Source organism: Rheinheimera texasensis (assembly GCF_964031785.1).
Lineage (GTDB): Bacteria > Pseudomonadota > Gammaproteobacteria > Enterobacterales > Alteromonadaceae > Pararheinheimera > Pararheinheimera texasensis_A.
In genome coordinates, this window is the sequence record NZ_CAXIRE010000011.1 from 53,180 (window position 1) to 67,394 (window position 14,215).

At 51.2% G+C, this 14,215-nt stretch carries 15 protein-coding genes; 4 read left to right on the forward strand and 11 right to left on the reverse strand.

The genetic code is table 11. From position 1 onward, the window contains the following. The first annotated feature begins 76 nt into the window (after nucleotides 1-76). Entirely contained in the window at nucleotides 77-1,561 is a 1,485-nt protein-coding gene (locus ABNT34_RS02615; protein WP_348728562.1) for a hypothetical protein, read from the forward strand. 68 nt (nucleotides 1,562-1,629) lie between these two features. Here the strand turns inward: ABNT34_RS02615 and trpS are convergent, their stop codons facing one another. Both trpS and rpe read right to left on the reverse strand, forming a co-directional pair. Beyond that, the gene (gene trpS, locus ABNT34_RS02620) at nucleotides 1,630-2,643 is read right to left on the reverse strand and encodes a tryptophan--tRNA ligase (RefSeq protein ID WP_348728563.1); all 1,014 of its coding nucleotides are present in this window, start codon (nucleotides 2,641-2,643) and stop codon (nucleotides 1,630-1,632) included. A 103-nt stretch (nucleotides 2,644-2,746) separates the two neighbouring features. Then, nucleotides 2,747-3,424 carry a ribulose-phosphate 3-epimerase gene (gene rpe, locus ABNT34_RS02625; RefSeq protein WP_348728565.1) on the reverse strand — a complete coding sequence of 226 codons (678 nt, stop codon included), beginning with the start codon at nucleotides 3,422-3,424 and terminating at the stop codon, nucleotides 2,747-2,749. 305 nt (nucleotides 3,425-3,729) lie between these two features. On the opposite strand from rpe, the gene ABNT34_RS02630 reads away from it, so the two are divergent. From ABNT34_RS02630 to ABNT34_RS02640, 3 genes are all read left to right on the forward strand, one after another. Beyond that, nucleotides 3,730-4,449, forward strand: coding sequence for a TorF family putative porin (locus ABNT34_RS02630; protein ID WP_348728567.1), 720 nt, complete (start codon nucleotides 3,730-3,732; stop codon nucleotides 4,447-4,449). A 139-nt stretch (nucleotides 4,450-4,588) separates the two neighbouring features. Continuing rightward, complete coding sequence (locus ABNT34_RS02635; RefSeq protein ID WP_348728569.1) at nucleotides 4,589-4,870, forward strand: hypothetical protein; 282 nt, start codon at nucleotides 4,589-4,591, stop codon at nucleotides 4,868-4,870. A gap of 15 nt (nucleotides 4,871-4,885) precedes the next feature. Further along, entirely contained in the window at nucleotides 4,886-5,080 is a 195-nt protein-coding gene (locus ABNT34_RS02640; protein WP_348728571.1) for a DUF2970 domain-containing protein, read from the forward strand. A gap of 4 nt (nucleotides 5,081-5,084) precedes the next feature. Here ABNT34_RS02640 and ABNT34_RS02645 read toward each other — a convergent pair whose 3' ends face one another. The 9 genes from ABNT34_RS02645 to ABNT34_RS02685 all read right to left on the reverse strand — a co-directional run bounded on the left by ABNT34_RS02645 (nucleotide 5,085) and on the right by ABNT34_RS02685 (nucleotide 14,206). Next, the gene (locus ABNT34_RS02645) at nucleotides 5,085-5,903 is read right to left on the reverse strand and encodes a Dam family site-specific DNA-(adenine-N6)-methyltransferase (protein ID WP_348728716.1); all 819 of its coding nucleotides are present in this window, start codon (nucleotides 5,901-5,903) and stop codon (nucleotides 5,085-5,087) included. A gap of 30 nt (nucleotides 5,904-5,933) precedes the next feature. Next, nucleotides 5,934-7,556 (reverse strand): AAA family ATPase, encoded by a 1,623-nt coding sequence (locus ABNT34_RS02650; RefSeq protein ID WP_348728573.1) that lies wholly within the window; start codon nucleotides 7,554-7,556, stop codon nucleotides 5,934-5,936. Beyond that, nucleotides 7,549-8,637, reverse strand: coding sequence for a 3-dehydroquinate synthase (gene aroB, locus ABNT34_RS02655; protein WP_348728575.1), 1,089 nt, complete (start codon nucleotides 8,635-8,637; stop codon nucleotides 7,549-7,551). The genes ABNT34_RS02650 and aroB overlap by 8 nt, the downstream gene beginning before the upstream one ends. A 20-nt stretch (nucleotides 8,638-8,657) precedes the next feature. Next, complete coding sequence (aroK, locus tag ABNT34_RS02660) at nucleotides 8,658-9,176, reverse strand: shikimate kinase AroK (protein WP_031567217.1); 519 nt, start codon at nucleotides 9,174-9,176, stop codon at nucleotides 8,658-8,660. A 174-nt stretch (nucleotides 9,177-9,350) separates the two neighbouring features. After that, nucleotides 9,351-11,378, reverse strand: coding sequence for a type IV pilus secretin PilQ family protein (locus ABNT34_RS02665; RefSeq protein ID WP_348728577.1), 2,028 nt, complete (start codon nucleotides 11,376-11,378; stop codon nucleotides 9,351-9,353). Between the two features lie 32 nt (nucleotides 11,379-11,410). Continuing rightward, complete coding sequence (locus tag ABNT34_RS02670; protein WP_348728579.1) at nucleotides 11,411-11,959, reverse strand: pilus assembly protein PilP; 549 nt, start codon at nucleotides 11,957-11,959, stop codon at nucleotides 11,411-11,413. Beyond that, nucleotides 11,956-12,546 carry a type 4a pilus biogenesis protein PilO gene (locus ABNT34_RS02675; protein ID WP_348728581.1) on the reverse strand — a complete coding sequence of 197 codons (591 nt, stop codon included), beginning with the start codon at nucleotides 12,544-12,546 and terminating at the stop codon, nucleotides 11,956-11,958. Before ABNT34_RS02675 ends, ABNT34_RS02670 begins: the two co-directional genes overlap by 4 nt. Then, on the reverse strand, nucleotides 12,543-13,139 hold the full coding sequence (locus tag ABNT34_RS02680; protein ID WP_348728583.1) for a PilN domain-containing protein: 597 nt from the start codon (nucleotides 13,137-13,139) through the stop codon (nucleotides 12,543-12,545). Before ABNT34_RS02680 ends, ABNT34_RS02675 begins: the two co-directional genes overlap by 4 nt. Beyond that, the gene (locus ABNT34_RS02685) at nucleotides 13,127-14,206 is read right to left on the reverse strand and encodes a pilus assembly protein PilM (protein WP_348728585.1); all 1,080 of its coding nucleotides are present in this window, start codon (nucleotides 14,204-14,206) and stop codon (nucleotides 13,127-13,129) included. The genes ABNT34_RS02680 and ABNT34_RS02685 overlap by 13 nt, the downstream gene beginning before the upstream one ends. Between the last annotated feature and the right edge of the window lie 9 nt (nucleotides 14,207-14,215).

Below are 14,215 nucleotides of genomic sequence, written 5' to 3' on the forward strand. Positions count from 1 at the left end.
TTTGATTCAGCTTTGGTACAGTCTGCAGCTGGCAGCCTGCAGCTTGTCGCCACCCACTGGCCTGATTGAGGATGATATGCGTGTACTCCCCCTGTTCCTGAGTTCTGTGGCATTCGCCGGTAGTGCACTGGCACAGCCGGTGTTTAAAGCTGATTTTGAAGGCAACAGCGGCTGGAACATCTTAAATGGCTGTCAGTTGCAGCACGAGCTGGCCCGCAGCGGGCAACAGGCGCTGTTCTGCAGCCGGGGCAGTGCCAGCCTGGTGACGCCCGCGCTGGTGGCTGAACCTGGCATGCTGGAGTTTTGGGTCAAACCGGAAAACGCCTATACCAGCTATCGCATCAATATCCTAAGCTCAACCTCATTAAAAGCCGACGCGCCCTGGCAACAAATTGGCCTGATTGAAATGTCGGCCAGCAGTGCGGATTATCTGGCCCACCGCATTTCAATTGACGACCCGGGCCGCAAATTTATCCGCTTAGACATTGAAAGCAGCAATGGCGGTATTGCGCTGGATGATGTCAGCATTGAACGGATTGGCCTTGATGTGGCTTTGCAGAAAAACGAACAGCGTATTGTCAGCGGCATTCTGGACCGGCTGAAGCAAAACAAAAACCCGGAGCTGCAGGCGGAACAGTTCAAGAGTCTGGGGCAGAATTACGCCGCGCAGCTCGACACGCAGCGCCAGTATCTGGAATACGCCAATGCAATTTACGCCAGTATCACGCTGGTGCTGGCCAGCTCTGAACGCAACAAGATGTCCAATCCGATGGCGTACGCCTCGTTTCGTAACATTATCAGTGACACTAAACGCGTGTCTTCGCCGCTGCAGCAAGCGCGGTTAACTTCGATGGTGAAGCCTTTTGGCGACCTGGCGACAGCAACCCTGAGTGTAGTAACAGGTGGCGCTTATGCGGCATTTGCCGAGCCCTTTAAATCCTTTCTGGCGGCGGCTTTTGATAAGTCCAACTATGAGAACGCGGATTTAAGCCGCAAAGACCGCAAATTCGCCGAGCAAAACGGCCTGAAAATATACGAAAACGCTGAGCGTTTCCTCAACGAGCTGGAAAAAGAACTTCAGCAGGTCAATGCGCTGGATAATGAGCTTGGCGCTATGCAAAAGCTGGTAGAAAGCTACCGCAAGGATTTGGACAAACAGTTGCGTGGTTATATTCAGCATGCTGGCCTTGCTCGCACCCAGGAAAACTTTGGCAGGGTGATGAGTAAAGAAGACAGCATCCGCGCCGCTATCAGCAGCGAAATTGCAGGAAATGTCGCCAATCATGCGCAGCAACTGCATGACCGGGAACAAAATACCGAACTGGTGCAGTATTTGCTGAAAACCTCAGAACAACTGGAAAGCGTACAGGAATACAAAGAGCGGTTTAATCAGGTTACTGCTGCTGCCCTGACCTTTTACGACCGCTTTGAGCGTTCAATAGCACCGGAACAAAACCCGTTTAGTGACAGCGCCGATAAAGCCGCCTGGGAGAATCACGCGAAAAAAGCCCGGGCTTATATCAAAGAATCGAAAGAAGCTTTTAGCAAAGCCTATTTGTAAGCAACCTGGTAGTACGCAGAAATACAAAAGCCCCGCGAGCGGGGCTTTTGCTTTTTACATCTTATCGATTAAGGCAGCACAAAACCAACGGCTTCATTAACCTTCGACAGCGTCGCCGAAGCACGACGGCGTGCTTCCGCGGCACCGGCTTGCATCACTTGCGTTAAAGTGGCCTGGTCGTTGCGCAGTTCGTGGAAACGCTGCTGCACCGGTTCCAGCAATGCAATGACCGCATCTGCCACATCACCTTTGAGGTGGCCATACATTTTGCCTTCGTATTCATTGACCAATGCTTCGACCGGTTTATTGGTGACACCGGATAAGATGCTCAGCAGGTTCGCGACACCTGGTTTGTTGTCGATATCAAAATACACCCGTGGCGGGTCTTCCGAATCGGTCATGGCTTTTTTGAATTTTTTGCTGATCATCTTTGGATCTTCCAGCAAACCGACGAAGTTCCACGGATTTTCATCCGATTTTGACATCTTTTTGGTCGGTTCCTGCAGGCTCATCACCCGCGCAGCCACTGGCGGAATATAAGGTTCTGGCACGGTAAAAATGTCGCCATGCAAGGCGTTAAAACGCATCGCCACGTCACGCGCCAGTTCCAGGTGTTGTTTCTGGTCGTGACCAACCGGGACCTGATTGGCCTGATACAGCAGAATGTCGGCCGCCATCAGCACCGGATAAGTAAAAAGACCGGCATTGACGTTGTTGTTATGGCGTTCTGATTTGTCTTTAAACTGAGTCATCCGGCTCAGTTCACCAAATTGGGTGTAACAATTCAGCACCCAGGCCAGCTGGCTGTGCTCAGGCACATGCGATTGCATAAACACGGCCGAACGCTTTGGGTCAATGCCACAGGCCAGATATAAAGCTAAGGAGTCCAGCGAGGCACTGCGCAGCGCTGCCGGCTCCTGCCGGACTGTGATCGCATGTAAATCCACGATGCAATACAGGCAATCATAGTCGTCCTGCATCCGGTCCCACTGGCGCAGCGCACCGAGATAATTGCCGATAGTCAGCTGACCGGACGGCTGGGCGCCGGATAAAACAATAGGTTTGGCCGAAGTCTTCTGCATGAAATCTGAGGTCCTGTGTGTGAACTGCCAGGCAGTCCGAACAAAAAATTGCGCCGATTATAACTGCTTCAACCGGCTTTGCCACGTCTGGCGAGGCGTCTGATTACGCTGGCCTCACTGTGGCCAGTTCAGTGCGCATCGCGGCAATCACTTGCTGATAATCTGGCTGACTGAAAATCGCCGAGCCGGCGACAAACATATCAGCGCCAGCTGCTGCGATGGCGGCGATATTGTCGGCTTTCACGCCGCCGTCCACTTCCAGCCGGATTGGGCGGCCGCTCTGGTCGATGATCTGGCGTGCCTGACGCAGCTTGTCTAAAGTGGCCGGAATGAAACTTTGGCCACCAAAGCCCGGATTGACGGACATCAGCAGCACTACGTCGACTTTATCCAGCACATAATCGAGATAACTCAGTGGCGTAGCCGGATTAAACACTAAACCGGCCTGACAGCCTTCGTCTTTGATCAGCTGTAAAGTGCGATCAACATGACGCGACGCTTCGGGATGAAAAGTAATGATAGATGCGCCGGCTTTGGCAAATTGCGGGACCAGGCTGTCGACCGGTTCCACCATCAGATGCACGTCGATCGGTGCAGTGATGCCGTAATTGCGTAGCGCCTGACATAACATCGGGCCAAACGTCAGATTCGGTACATAGTGATTATCCATCACATCAAAGTGCACTACATCGGCGCCGGCAGCCAGCACCCGGGCCACATCATCACCAAGACGGGCTAAGTCTGCTGATAAAATCGAAGGTGCAATCCAAAACGGTAACATTCGTCTCTCCTTTCCCGCAAAGCCCGCACAACGCCACAGGGCCTGCCACAAAGCCGTCACTGTAGCCGATTTCACATTGTAACGCAGCCGCTTTGCTACCGATGCGACAAACACAGCGCCCAAAAAACAAGCAAGGCTGCACCATTATTGCTCATTGGCAGCTGGCAGAATATAAGCATAAAGTCTATCTTATTGAATTATATTAGTTTTCACTGATGGCACAAAAATGGAATTACCTTTCACGACCATCAAAGATAAGGGCAAAGCAAATGAAAACAATGGCAACTAAAACAACAAGTTCGTTGATGCAGGGAAAAAAACTGGGCGCTATCGCAGTATTAGTCGCCAGCTGTTTTGCAGGTTCAGCACAAGCGGTCGCGCTGACCGGTAACGTTGGTTACGTGTCTGATTATTTATTCCGTGGTATCTCTCAGACCAACGAAGGCATGGCGTTACAAGGTGGTTTCACCGTCACTGCCGACTCTGGTTTTTATCTGTCGACCTGGGGTTCCAACATCAAATTTGGCAATGGCTCGATGGAGCTGGATATTCTGGCCGGCTGGACCGGCAAAATCAGTGAAGACTGGACTATCGACGTCGGTGCCATGCAATACCGTTACCCGAACGGCGACAACCAAACTGATCAATTCAACTTCAATGAATTCTATACCAAGCTGATTTATAAAGATTTAGTCCTCGGCTTTGCTTATTCTGACGACTATTTTGGTACCGGCGTGAACGAATATTATTACTTGTCCGCCGACTACACCTATGTGCTGCATGAAAGCCTGAGCCTGTTATTACACTTAGGTCAGAACCAATTTGAAGACAATGCCCAGTACAACACTTTTGTCGCTGCAGGGCCACTGCGGGGCGATGCTTATCTCGACTGGAGTGTCGGTTTAGGCACTACTGTGTTAGGTTCAGCCGTGCAGCTGAAATTTGCTTCCACCAATATCGAAGGCAGTGCGGGTTGCAATCTGTGTGATGGCCGCTTAGTACTGAGTTTGAGCAAGACTTTCTGATAACAGAAAGATAAAACATCATAATAAAAACAGCCTTTGTCCACGTCCAAACCGGCAGCCTTTTGGCCGCCGGTTTTTTTGTTGCGACAAAATCTACACTGACGTAAAATCGACCAGTTAACTTGGCATGGATGAAGTGATGAAACAAAAAACGCTCGTGAAATCCGCATTATTGCTGTTGCCACTGGCAATCGCTTTTGCTGCTTCGCAGTGGACAGGAACTGAAACTGTGGTTGCCAGCTGTCAGCAGCAACGCATAGTCACTGATTCAGGCATCGAAAGTTTACAACTGCAATGTACGCACACCCCACAACAAAGCTGGTTAGGCTGGGCGCAAGGCCAAAGCCGCTCCACACAGTTTCATTTTATTGATTTACTGGAATTGCTGAACCGGCTGCATAGCCAGCCAGAAAGTAAATAGCAGAGCGCCAGACTGATGACAGGCCAGAAGCCCGGACTCAGACAAATCCTCAAAGCAGTGTTCGGCGCCTTTGTCGGTGTGCAATCCGAACAACAGCGTCAACAAGACTTCAAGGCCCAAAGCCCTCTGCCCTACATTATCGCCGGTGTGGTCATGACCTTTGTTTTTGTGCTGACTTTGGTGCTTATAGTACGGGTTGTGTTGGCCTGAACTGTTACTTCTGCCGGTAGATGGCAAATAGTTCGGCAACTTTACCGCGGCTGCTGCCCTTCTGGCTAATGGAACGGCCAACCTGAATCGAATCGAGCTCGGCACCGGCATAGATTTTCCGGGTCAGCGGCGTGTCATGATTACTAATCACCACCGTATGGCCTGCAGCCTGCGCCGCTTCAGCCAGATTCGCCAGTTCAGCCTGATCATCAAAGGTGAAACTGTTTTTGGCATAAGAAGTAAAACTGGCCGTTTTAGATAACGGCACATAAGGCGGATCGCAATAAATCACCGTAGGCGGTTTGGGCAGGCGCGCAAACAGCTCGGGATAACTCAGGCAGGTAAATTCAGCTTTTTGTGCTTTTTCGGCAAATCGCCATAATTCCGCTTCGGGGAAATACGGCTTTTTGTATTTACCAAAGGGCACATTAAACAGCCCGGACTGGTTATAGCGGCAAAGGCCATTAAAACAATGCCGGTTCAGATACAAAAACAGCAGCGAACGCTCCAGCGGATCGACACTTTGATTAAATTGCTGACGCAACTGCAGATAACGTTCTTTGTCGTTATTTTCCGTGCTGAAAAACTGTTGAGCAGCGCGGATCAGCATATCCGGCTTCGTTTGCAATAAACGATATAAACCAATCAGATCAGCATTGATATCATTGAGCAAATACGCCGGATAATCAGTATTGAGGAACACAGATCCGGCACCGACAAAAGGCTCGACCAGCAAGTCGCTTTCCGGCAGATGCTGACGAATCGCCTCTGCCAGATTGTATTTACCGCCCGCCCATTTCAGGAAAGCGCGTTGTTTGACAATTTTTACGGCTTTAGTCAACGCAGCTGCCCATTAATTAGTACTGATTTCACTATGGATATCACTGAGCGGTTTGGCGAATCCCTGCTGCAACGGGGCCGGCAGCTGCGCGGCCTGCGCCTTGGCAGCAGCTGCATCTGTGAACGGTGCCATCACCACCACTAACTGACGTTTACCATCTTTGCTGCGTTCATAAGTATAAGTTTGCAGATTGCCGTAGGTCTGGCGGAAACTCTGTAATGCAGAATCATTGGAAAACACCACCAGTTGCAACGCAAACTGCGCGCCAGACAGCGACAGCAACTCAGACTCAGCATAACGATAACCACCGGTTGGTTTGCTGGTCGTTGTCGTGACACTTTGTAGTTCTTGTGATGCTTCCGCGGCTAAATCTTCCACCGGCTCACTGACGGTCGGCTTTGGCGTAGCCGCAACGACTGTCTCTGCAGCCATTTCCGCTTCGACATTCGCTTCTGCCGGCAAGACAGTCGTGGTCGCTGGTGTTGTGCTGTCGGCACTGATTTCAGCGGCCAAATCATCCGGCTCTGGTTCAGCCACAACAGGTTTTTCAACCGGTGCTTGTACCACAGCTGCCGTTTGCTGCTCGCTGTTCGAAGATGAGGCAGGCTGCTGGGGTTCTGCCACAGGTTCAGGCGGATTCTCGGCCTGAGCTGTCGGTTCAGCCACAGCGTTTGCCGTCGGAGTTTCCGGCTCAGTCACTGGCGTGGCGCTGACATTCTGTTCAGTAAAATCAACCGGTTTTTCCAGCCCTTTCACTTCGGCAGTACCGCGTTCAGCCTTTTCCAACTGATTAACGAGTTGCTCAACCACAGCTTTTTCAGGCGCCGGCGGTGGTGGCGCTTCTTTGACGTTCGCGACCACTGTGGCGACTTCCTGCTCTTCCGGAAGATAAGTCAGAGTACCAATGGCAGGCCCTTGCTGGAGCTGGCGTTCAGTCCAGAACCAAAACACCACGACGCCAACGATAATCGCCATACCGATGGTAAACACCCATAACGGGCCGGCGATTGAAGCGGTTTTCACTGTGGTATGAGTTGGTCGTGTGGCTTTGGCTGCCAGCTGCGGATTGAGCAGCACATGCAAATTACCTTGCGCCTGCGCCAGCCGCTCAGCAATAGTCAGGGTGCTGAATGCGCTGTCGGCCAGCAGCATTTCGGCATCTTCCATCGTTACGGGCGCCAGCGGCAAATTCAGTTCGGCATGGGCATCGGCCTGCTCAGCGGCCGCAATCACCAGACAAGGCACGTCGGCCAGTTCAGCCCACAATTCCTGCGGTAAAAAGTCGGCCTGATCGAGGATTAAGGCCAGCGGCTGCCGGCTTTCGCGATCGCCAATCAGGCTCAGTAAAGGTTTATCCGTAACGCTGCCGTGGCCAAACCATTGCTCCAGCAAATGCTGCCGGATTTTGCCGGCGCTAAGCTCAGGCTCTACCGTTAACAACGCCAGATTAAATTCATCGGACAATAAATCAGCGATCGCCAGCGTCAGGGTCGATTTGCCCGAGCCTGGCCCGCCAACCAGATAAATCAACTGGTATGGATTAAATTCAAGCTGGAATACCAGCCGTTCCAGCCACTGACGCTGCGAAGGCAACAAGCCCTGCAGCGTCGCCAGTTTTTGATGTAAATCAGCCATGTAAGGTGCCAAATACCTGAATTAATTCTTGTTCTGTCACGTCATCGACGATGATGGCACGTCCGGGTTGCTGCAACAAGATAAAGCGCATCTGGCCGGCTTTGACTTTTTTGTCGGTTTTCATATAAGGCAGGAAATCTGCGATCGTCATGCCCGTTGGCGGGCTTACCGGTAACTGGGCAGCGACTAACAAAGCGCGGATGCGGCTGACATCCACCGGAGACAGCCAGCCACGAGCGGCAGACAACTGGGCAGCCATCAGCATACCGACGGCCACCGCCTCGCCATGCAACCAGTTACCATAGCCGAGCCAGGCTTCAATGGCATGGCCAAAAGTGTGGCCCAGATTAAGTAATGCACGTTCACCCTGCTCAGTCTCATCCCGGCTGACGATATCCGCTTTCATTTGACAGCAGTGGCGGATCATCTGACTCAGTGTCGGTTCCTGTTTGGCCTGAATTTGCCCCTGATGCTGGTCCAGCCAAGCTAAAAAGTCAGCATCACCAAGCAAACCGTATTTGATGACCTCAGCCATGCCGGCAGCGAACTCACGCGCCGGTAAAGTTTGCAGCATATCGGTATCAATCAGCACGGCCTGCGGCTGATTAAAAGCGCCAATCATATTCTTGCCAAGCGGGTGATTGACGGCGGTTTTGCCGCCGACTGAGGAGTCGACCTGGGATAATAACGTGGTTGGAATTTGCAGAAATGCGGTGCCGCGCTGATAACAGGCCGCAACAAAGCCGGTCAGGTCACCAATCACGCCGCCGCCTAAAGCAACCAGCAAGCCGTCGCGCGGAAACTTCTGTTGCAGTAAAAATGAACAGACCTGTTCAAAAGACGCCAGAGTTTTGTAAGCTTCGCCGTCGGGCAGCTGCAATTCAGTGACTTCTGCATGGCCAAACAAAGCGCGGACTTTGTCCAGATACAAACCAGCGACCAGTGGATTTGAAATCACCGCTACTTTTTTGTATTGCCACAAGGTGGAGAATTCGGGCTGCTCAGCGGCGCTTTGACACAGCGCCGGAGCAATCAGGATGGGATAACTGCGCAGACCAAGTTGAACCGCAACTTTTTCCATCGCCAGCTCCCTTTCTGTAATTAAAAACCCAGTTGTTCGACGATTTGGTTTGCGACCGCACGGGCGCTTTGTTCGTCAGTACGGATAGTGAAATCAGCAATTTCTTCGTACAAAGGATTGCGTTCTGCTGCCAGACGCTCCAGTACATGTTTTGGTGCTTCTTCGGTTTGCAGTAATGGCCGGCGTTTATCACGCTGGGTCCGGGCAACCTGTTTCTCGATTGGAGTTTCCAGATACACCACGATACCGCGGGCGGACAGACGATTACGGGTTTCACGGCTCAGAACAGAGCCACCACCGGTTGCCAGTACAATGCCCTGCATGCCTGTTAAGTCTTCAATGACGTTTTCTTCACGCACCCGGAAGCCAGCCTCACCTTCGAGATCAAAGACCCAGGCAATGTCTGCGCCGGTACGACGTTCGATTTCCTGATCCGAATCATAAAATTCAAGGTGCAGCATTTCTGCTAAGTGACGGCCAATGGTACTTTTTCCTGCGCCCATTGGGCCAACGAGGAAGATATTGCGTTTCTCTGCCATATGTCGTAATGCTAATTCAGCTAACTCAAGAGGGTTGATGTCAGGACCAAAAAGCTCCCGTGAAAATTTTAAGCGCTGAATTATGGCAGTATTGGCGCGCCCTTCGCAAGCGAAAATTCAAAAGGGACAGGCTTTTGGCTGTCCCTTTTGCGGCCTTGCCGGCGCTTTCGGCTATTAACGGCTTTCGTTAATGATTTTTGGCGTGACGAAAATCAGCAGTTCTTTTTTCTCGGTTTTATCCAATGAACGGCGGAACAAGGCACCAGCGTACGGAATGTCGCCAAGCACCGGAATTTTTGACACTGTATTGATGGTTTGTTGCTGATAAATACCACCCAGCACTATGGTTTCACCATTGTCGACCAGCACTTGTGTAGTAATGCGCTGGGTATCAATAGCCACCGCATTCCCGGTTGGTGTTTGCACCACTTTGCCTTCAGTGTCCTGGGTCACGGTCAGGTCGAGGATAATTTTGTTATCCGGCGTGACCTGCGGCGTGACTTCCAGGCTTAATACCGCCTTTTTAAATTCAACTGTAGTGGCACCGCTGGAAGCCGCCTGCACATAAGGAATTTCCACACCCTGCTCGATGCGGGCTTTTTTCTGATTGGCGGTCGAAATGCGCGGTGACGCTACGATTTCGGCTTTGTTTTCCACTTCCAGCGCCGACAATTCCAGGTCAATCAAGGTACCATCACCAAGCTTGGAAATATGGAAACCGATTTTACCGGCGCCATCAGTACTAACCGGCAAATTGACGTTATAACGACTGTCCAGCGCCGGAATATTGCCTTTGGTCAGAGATTCCGCTGCTGCGGCTGTGCCAGACACCGCTTTATTTAACTGCTGATCGCTGAAGCCCCAGCGAATACCTAACTCTTCCGCCACGCTGTCTTTGACAGTGACCATACGGGATTCGATCAGCACCTGTTTCACCGGCACGTCCAGTCGTTCGACTAAACGCCGCACGTTTTCAATGGCTTTGGCGGTGTCTTTTAACAGAATCGTATTGGTTCGTTCATCCACCGACACATTGCCACGTGGTGATAACAACGAGGTATCTTTACCGTCCAGCAGCTTGGCTAAGTCGGCCGCTTTAGCGTAATTGACCGCGATAAATTCAGAATACAGCGCTTCTAATTCTTCAACTTTCTGCCGTGCCTGCAGCTCTTTGGCTTCCCGTTCTGCCAGTTCGTCTGTCGGTGCAACCATCAGGATATTGCCGTCCATGCGTTTATCTAAGCCACGCACTTTCAGGACTATGTCGAGCGCCTGATCCCATGGCGTGCCGTCGAGCCGCAAGGTGACGTTACCTGTCACAGAATCGCTGGTCACCAGGTTAAAGCCATTATAGTCGGCGATGATTTGCAGCACAGTCCGGACCGGGATGTCCTGGAAGTTCAGTGAAATCGCTTTGCCTTTATAATCTTTGCCACCCTGCATAAAGCTGCCGGCGCTGGCGTCTTTTTCCACGCTCAGGCTAAAAATGTTATCAACTTGCTGATAAGCAAAGGTAAATGCTGCAGTAGGTTCAATCACCATCCGGGTGATCACGCCGTCTTTAAAGGTTTCAATACCTTTGACTACAGTACCAAAATCCAGTACATCCAGTTGGTACAGCAAGTCATCGCCGATGTCGGTGTTATGAAACTCAACAACAATTTTGCCGAGATTTTCCCGCACATCGACTGCCGCCGAACTGTCTTTCAGGAACACCAGCACTTTGCCTTCGCCTTTTTCGCCACGGCGAAAATCGATGGCCTGAACTTTATTGATATAAGCATTGGCGTCCGGTTTGGCTTTGCTGACCGAACTGTCACTGACCTGCAGATAAAAAGTGTTGCCCTCGAGGCGGGTTTTATACAGTTTCAGATGTTCCAGGAACACCGAGGTCTTAATACCTTTTTGCCAGAATTCAGTGCGGGCGTTTTTCACGCCGGCTTTGTCGATGGTCACGTCCGTCAGCTTTTCTTCGAATTCGGCTTCCGGGAACACGAGTTCAATTCGCGACGGTTCGTTATAAATCTGTACTTCCGGCGCGCTGCCCAGCGCTTCGTCAAACACAAATTCAATTTCAGTCTCACCGGTGCTTAGCGGTGAATACCTGACGTCATACAAAAGTGGAGCTGCCGTCGCTGAACCCAGACTCAGCAAAACGCATCCAAGCGCTATCCGGCACCAGGCTGATCGTTGTTTTTTCATATTTGTTAGTTGATCCATATGATGCTCACACCTTATTTGCGCGTTGCGGCATTGGGGTCGGCCATTTGCATGGTGGTCGTCCGCTCTTTCCAGCATCCGGCGCCGTCCGGGATTAATTCAATTAATTCAATCTGGTTAGGATCGACCTGAATGATCCGTCCGTGAAATAAACCAATGTAGTTATTTTTGCTGACTCTGTGCAAGGTTTTATCGGCCGCTTCGATCAGCGCCCAGACGTCATGACCATCACCGAGCGTGCCGCGCATCGCCAGATTATCCAAAGCAAATTTTTCTAACGGCTCTTTGCGTCGCGCCGGGTCCGGGCTCAGACAGCCCTGCGACTGTGAAAACTGTTCCTGCACTGCCTCTGGCCGCGGCGCACTGAACGGGCTGCGGGCATTAGCCGACTGGTAGCTGATATGCACAAAGGGTTTTGCTTTAGGTAACGGCGGAATGCCTGCCGGCGTATTGGCTTTCACCGACTCCATAAACTGCTGAATGTCAGTCAGCGAGTCATTACAACCCTGCAAAAACGTCAATGCGGCAGTCAGTGCCAGAATCCGACCGGCTTGACGACTCATGGCGCCTCCTTATACCGGTAAGTTTTGGCAACGACGTTAAAGACCAGCCGTTCGTCTTTGTCGGTGGTCACAGAAAAGTCGTGTAATGACACAATACGCGGCAGTTTCGCCACTTCACTGACAAAATTACCAAACTGATGGTAATCGCCGACCACATCAATCTGGATGGGCAGTTCAGTATAAAAATCTTTTTCGATTTCCGGCATCCAGTTGATGCGGACAAAAGTCAGACCTGTTGAAGTACCGGCATAAGTAATGTCGTCCAGCAGACCCGGGGTTTCATGAGTAGCCGGTAACTGCTTTAACAGGTAGGAGAAAGTTTCTTCCATCTCCACCATCTGTTTCTTGTACAAATCTAAGTTGACCGCTGCGGCATATTTGGCGCGGTAAGTCTGACGCAGCTCCTGCTCACGCGCTTCAGCGGTTTCCAGCGTGGTAATTTTCTCATCGACCAGCATAAAGTAACTGAGTACCGCGACCAAAATGCTGAACACGACGATCAGCATGGACTTGGCAAACGGTGGCCAGGAGCCGACATTAGCTAAATCAAGATTGTTCAGTTCTTCCAGATTGATATTCAGGCTCATTTGGTGCCTCCCGCCGCAGGTTTCGGCTGATTGGACCCGCCTTGTACGGCTTCAAAGCCTTTTACCATCAGGTGCATTTTGAAATCACTGAGCAGCTCAGTGTCATCTTTGCCGGCTTCAATAAATTCCAGTAACGGTGTCGACAGCAACTCCGACGCCTCAACGCCCCTGATCATATTGGATAGGCGGTTGTTGGACTCGCTTTTGCCAACCAGCAATAAAGACGGGCCCTTTTTCTCCAGATTGGTCAGATAGACCCCGGCCGGCGTGACTTTAGCGATTTCATCCATAATTTGCGTGCCGAGATTCCGGCTGCTTTGTAACTGGGCAATCAGCTCAATCCGCTTTTGCAGATTCTTTTTCTTCTCGTCCAGTTGTTTAATTTCGGCAATCCGTTGGTCGAGAATGGCAATTTCGCCCTGCAAATAGTTGTTACGACCGTCCTGCCCTTCAATCATCGAACCGTAGACTGCACTGATCATGAACACCAACAGAAAACTGCCGACGCAAGAGGCAGTCATCGTGGTCATAAAACGGGCTTGTTGTTGTTTTTTCTGGGCTTCGCGCCAGGGCAGCAGGTTTAGATATGCCATGATGAGAAACTCCGCATTGCAAGCCCACAGGCGATCATTAATTGCGGTGCCAGTTGCATCAGTTGCTGCCGGTCAACGGCAGAACCAACCTCCATGTGCTGGAATGGATTCGCCACAATAGTGTGAATGCCTAATTCCTCGGTCAACAGTTTATCAATGCCGTCAATTAACGCGGTACCGCCGGAAATGATCAGATAATCAATGCTTTCGCGGCCTGAAGTGGTCAGATACATCTGAATACCACGGCGCACCTGCTGTAAAATCATGGTCTGGAACGGTGCCAGCACTTCGAAGGTGTAGGTGGGTGGTAAATCGTTCGTGACTTTCGCCTGCTCTGCTTCTTCGTAGGTTTTGCCGTAATAGGAAATAATGCTGCGGGTATATTGTTCACCGCCAAACATCTGGTCGCGGGTGTAATGGGTTTTGCCACCTTCCAGAATACTCATCAGCGTCATCGTGGCGCCGATATCGACGACGGCAATCAGTTTTTCATGTGCGTCCGGCGGTAACTGGTGGAAACACAGTTCAGCGGCCCGGCTCAGACAATAGGATTCAACATCAACCACTTTAGTTGCGAAGTTGCCGGCATCCAGCGCCGACACGCGGCTTTGCACGCTTTCGGTCCGCGCGGCACTAAGCAACACATTGACCTTGGAAGGATCGTTAACGTTTAAATCCAGTTTCTCAAAGTCCATGCTGACTTCGCTGAGCGGATATGGGATCAGGCTATCCGCTTCCACTTCAATCTGACTGGCTAATTCGTCGTCCGACAGGCTGGCGTCCATAAAAATCACTTTGGTGATCACGGTGGAACCAGACACTGCGGCGGCGGCAAATTTGATGTTTTTCGGGATTTTCTTGCGGATTTTAGCGATAACAGTGCCAACGGCTTCGATGTCCTGGATCTCGCGGTCCGTCATCGAACCTTTAATCATAGGTTCTATTGCCAGGGCTTCTACTTTATAATGCTCGCCATGTTGGCTCAGCAAAATAGCCTTGACGGTATGAGCGCCAATGTCGACGCCCAGGATTAATTGATTTTTCGTACGAAACAACCGGTTTATCATAGCGTCCTG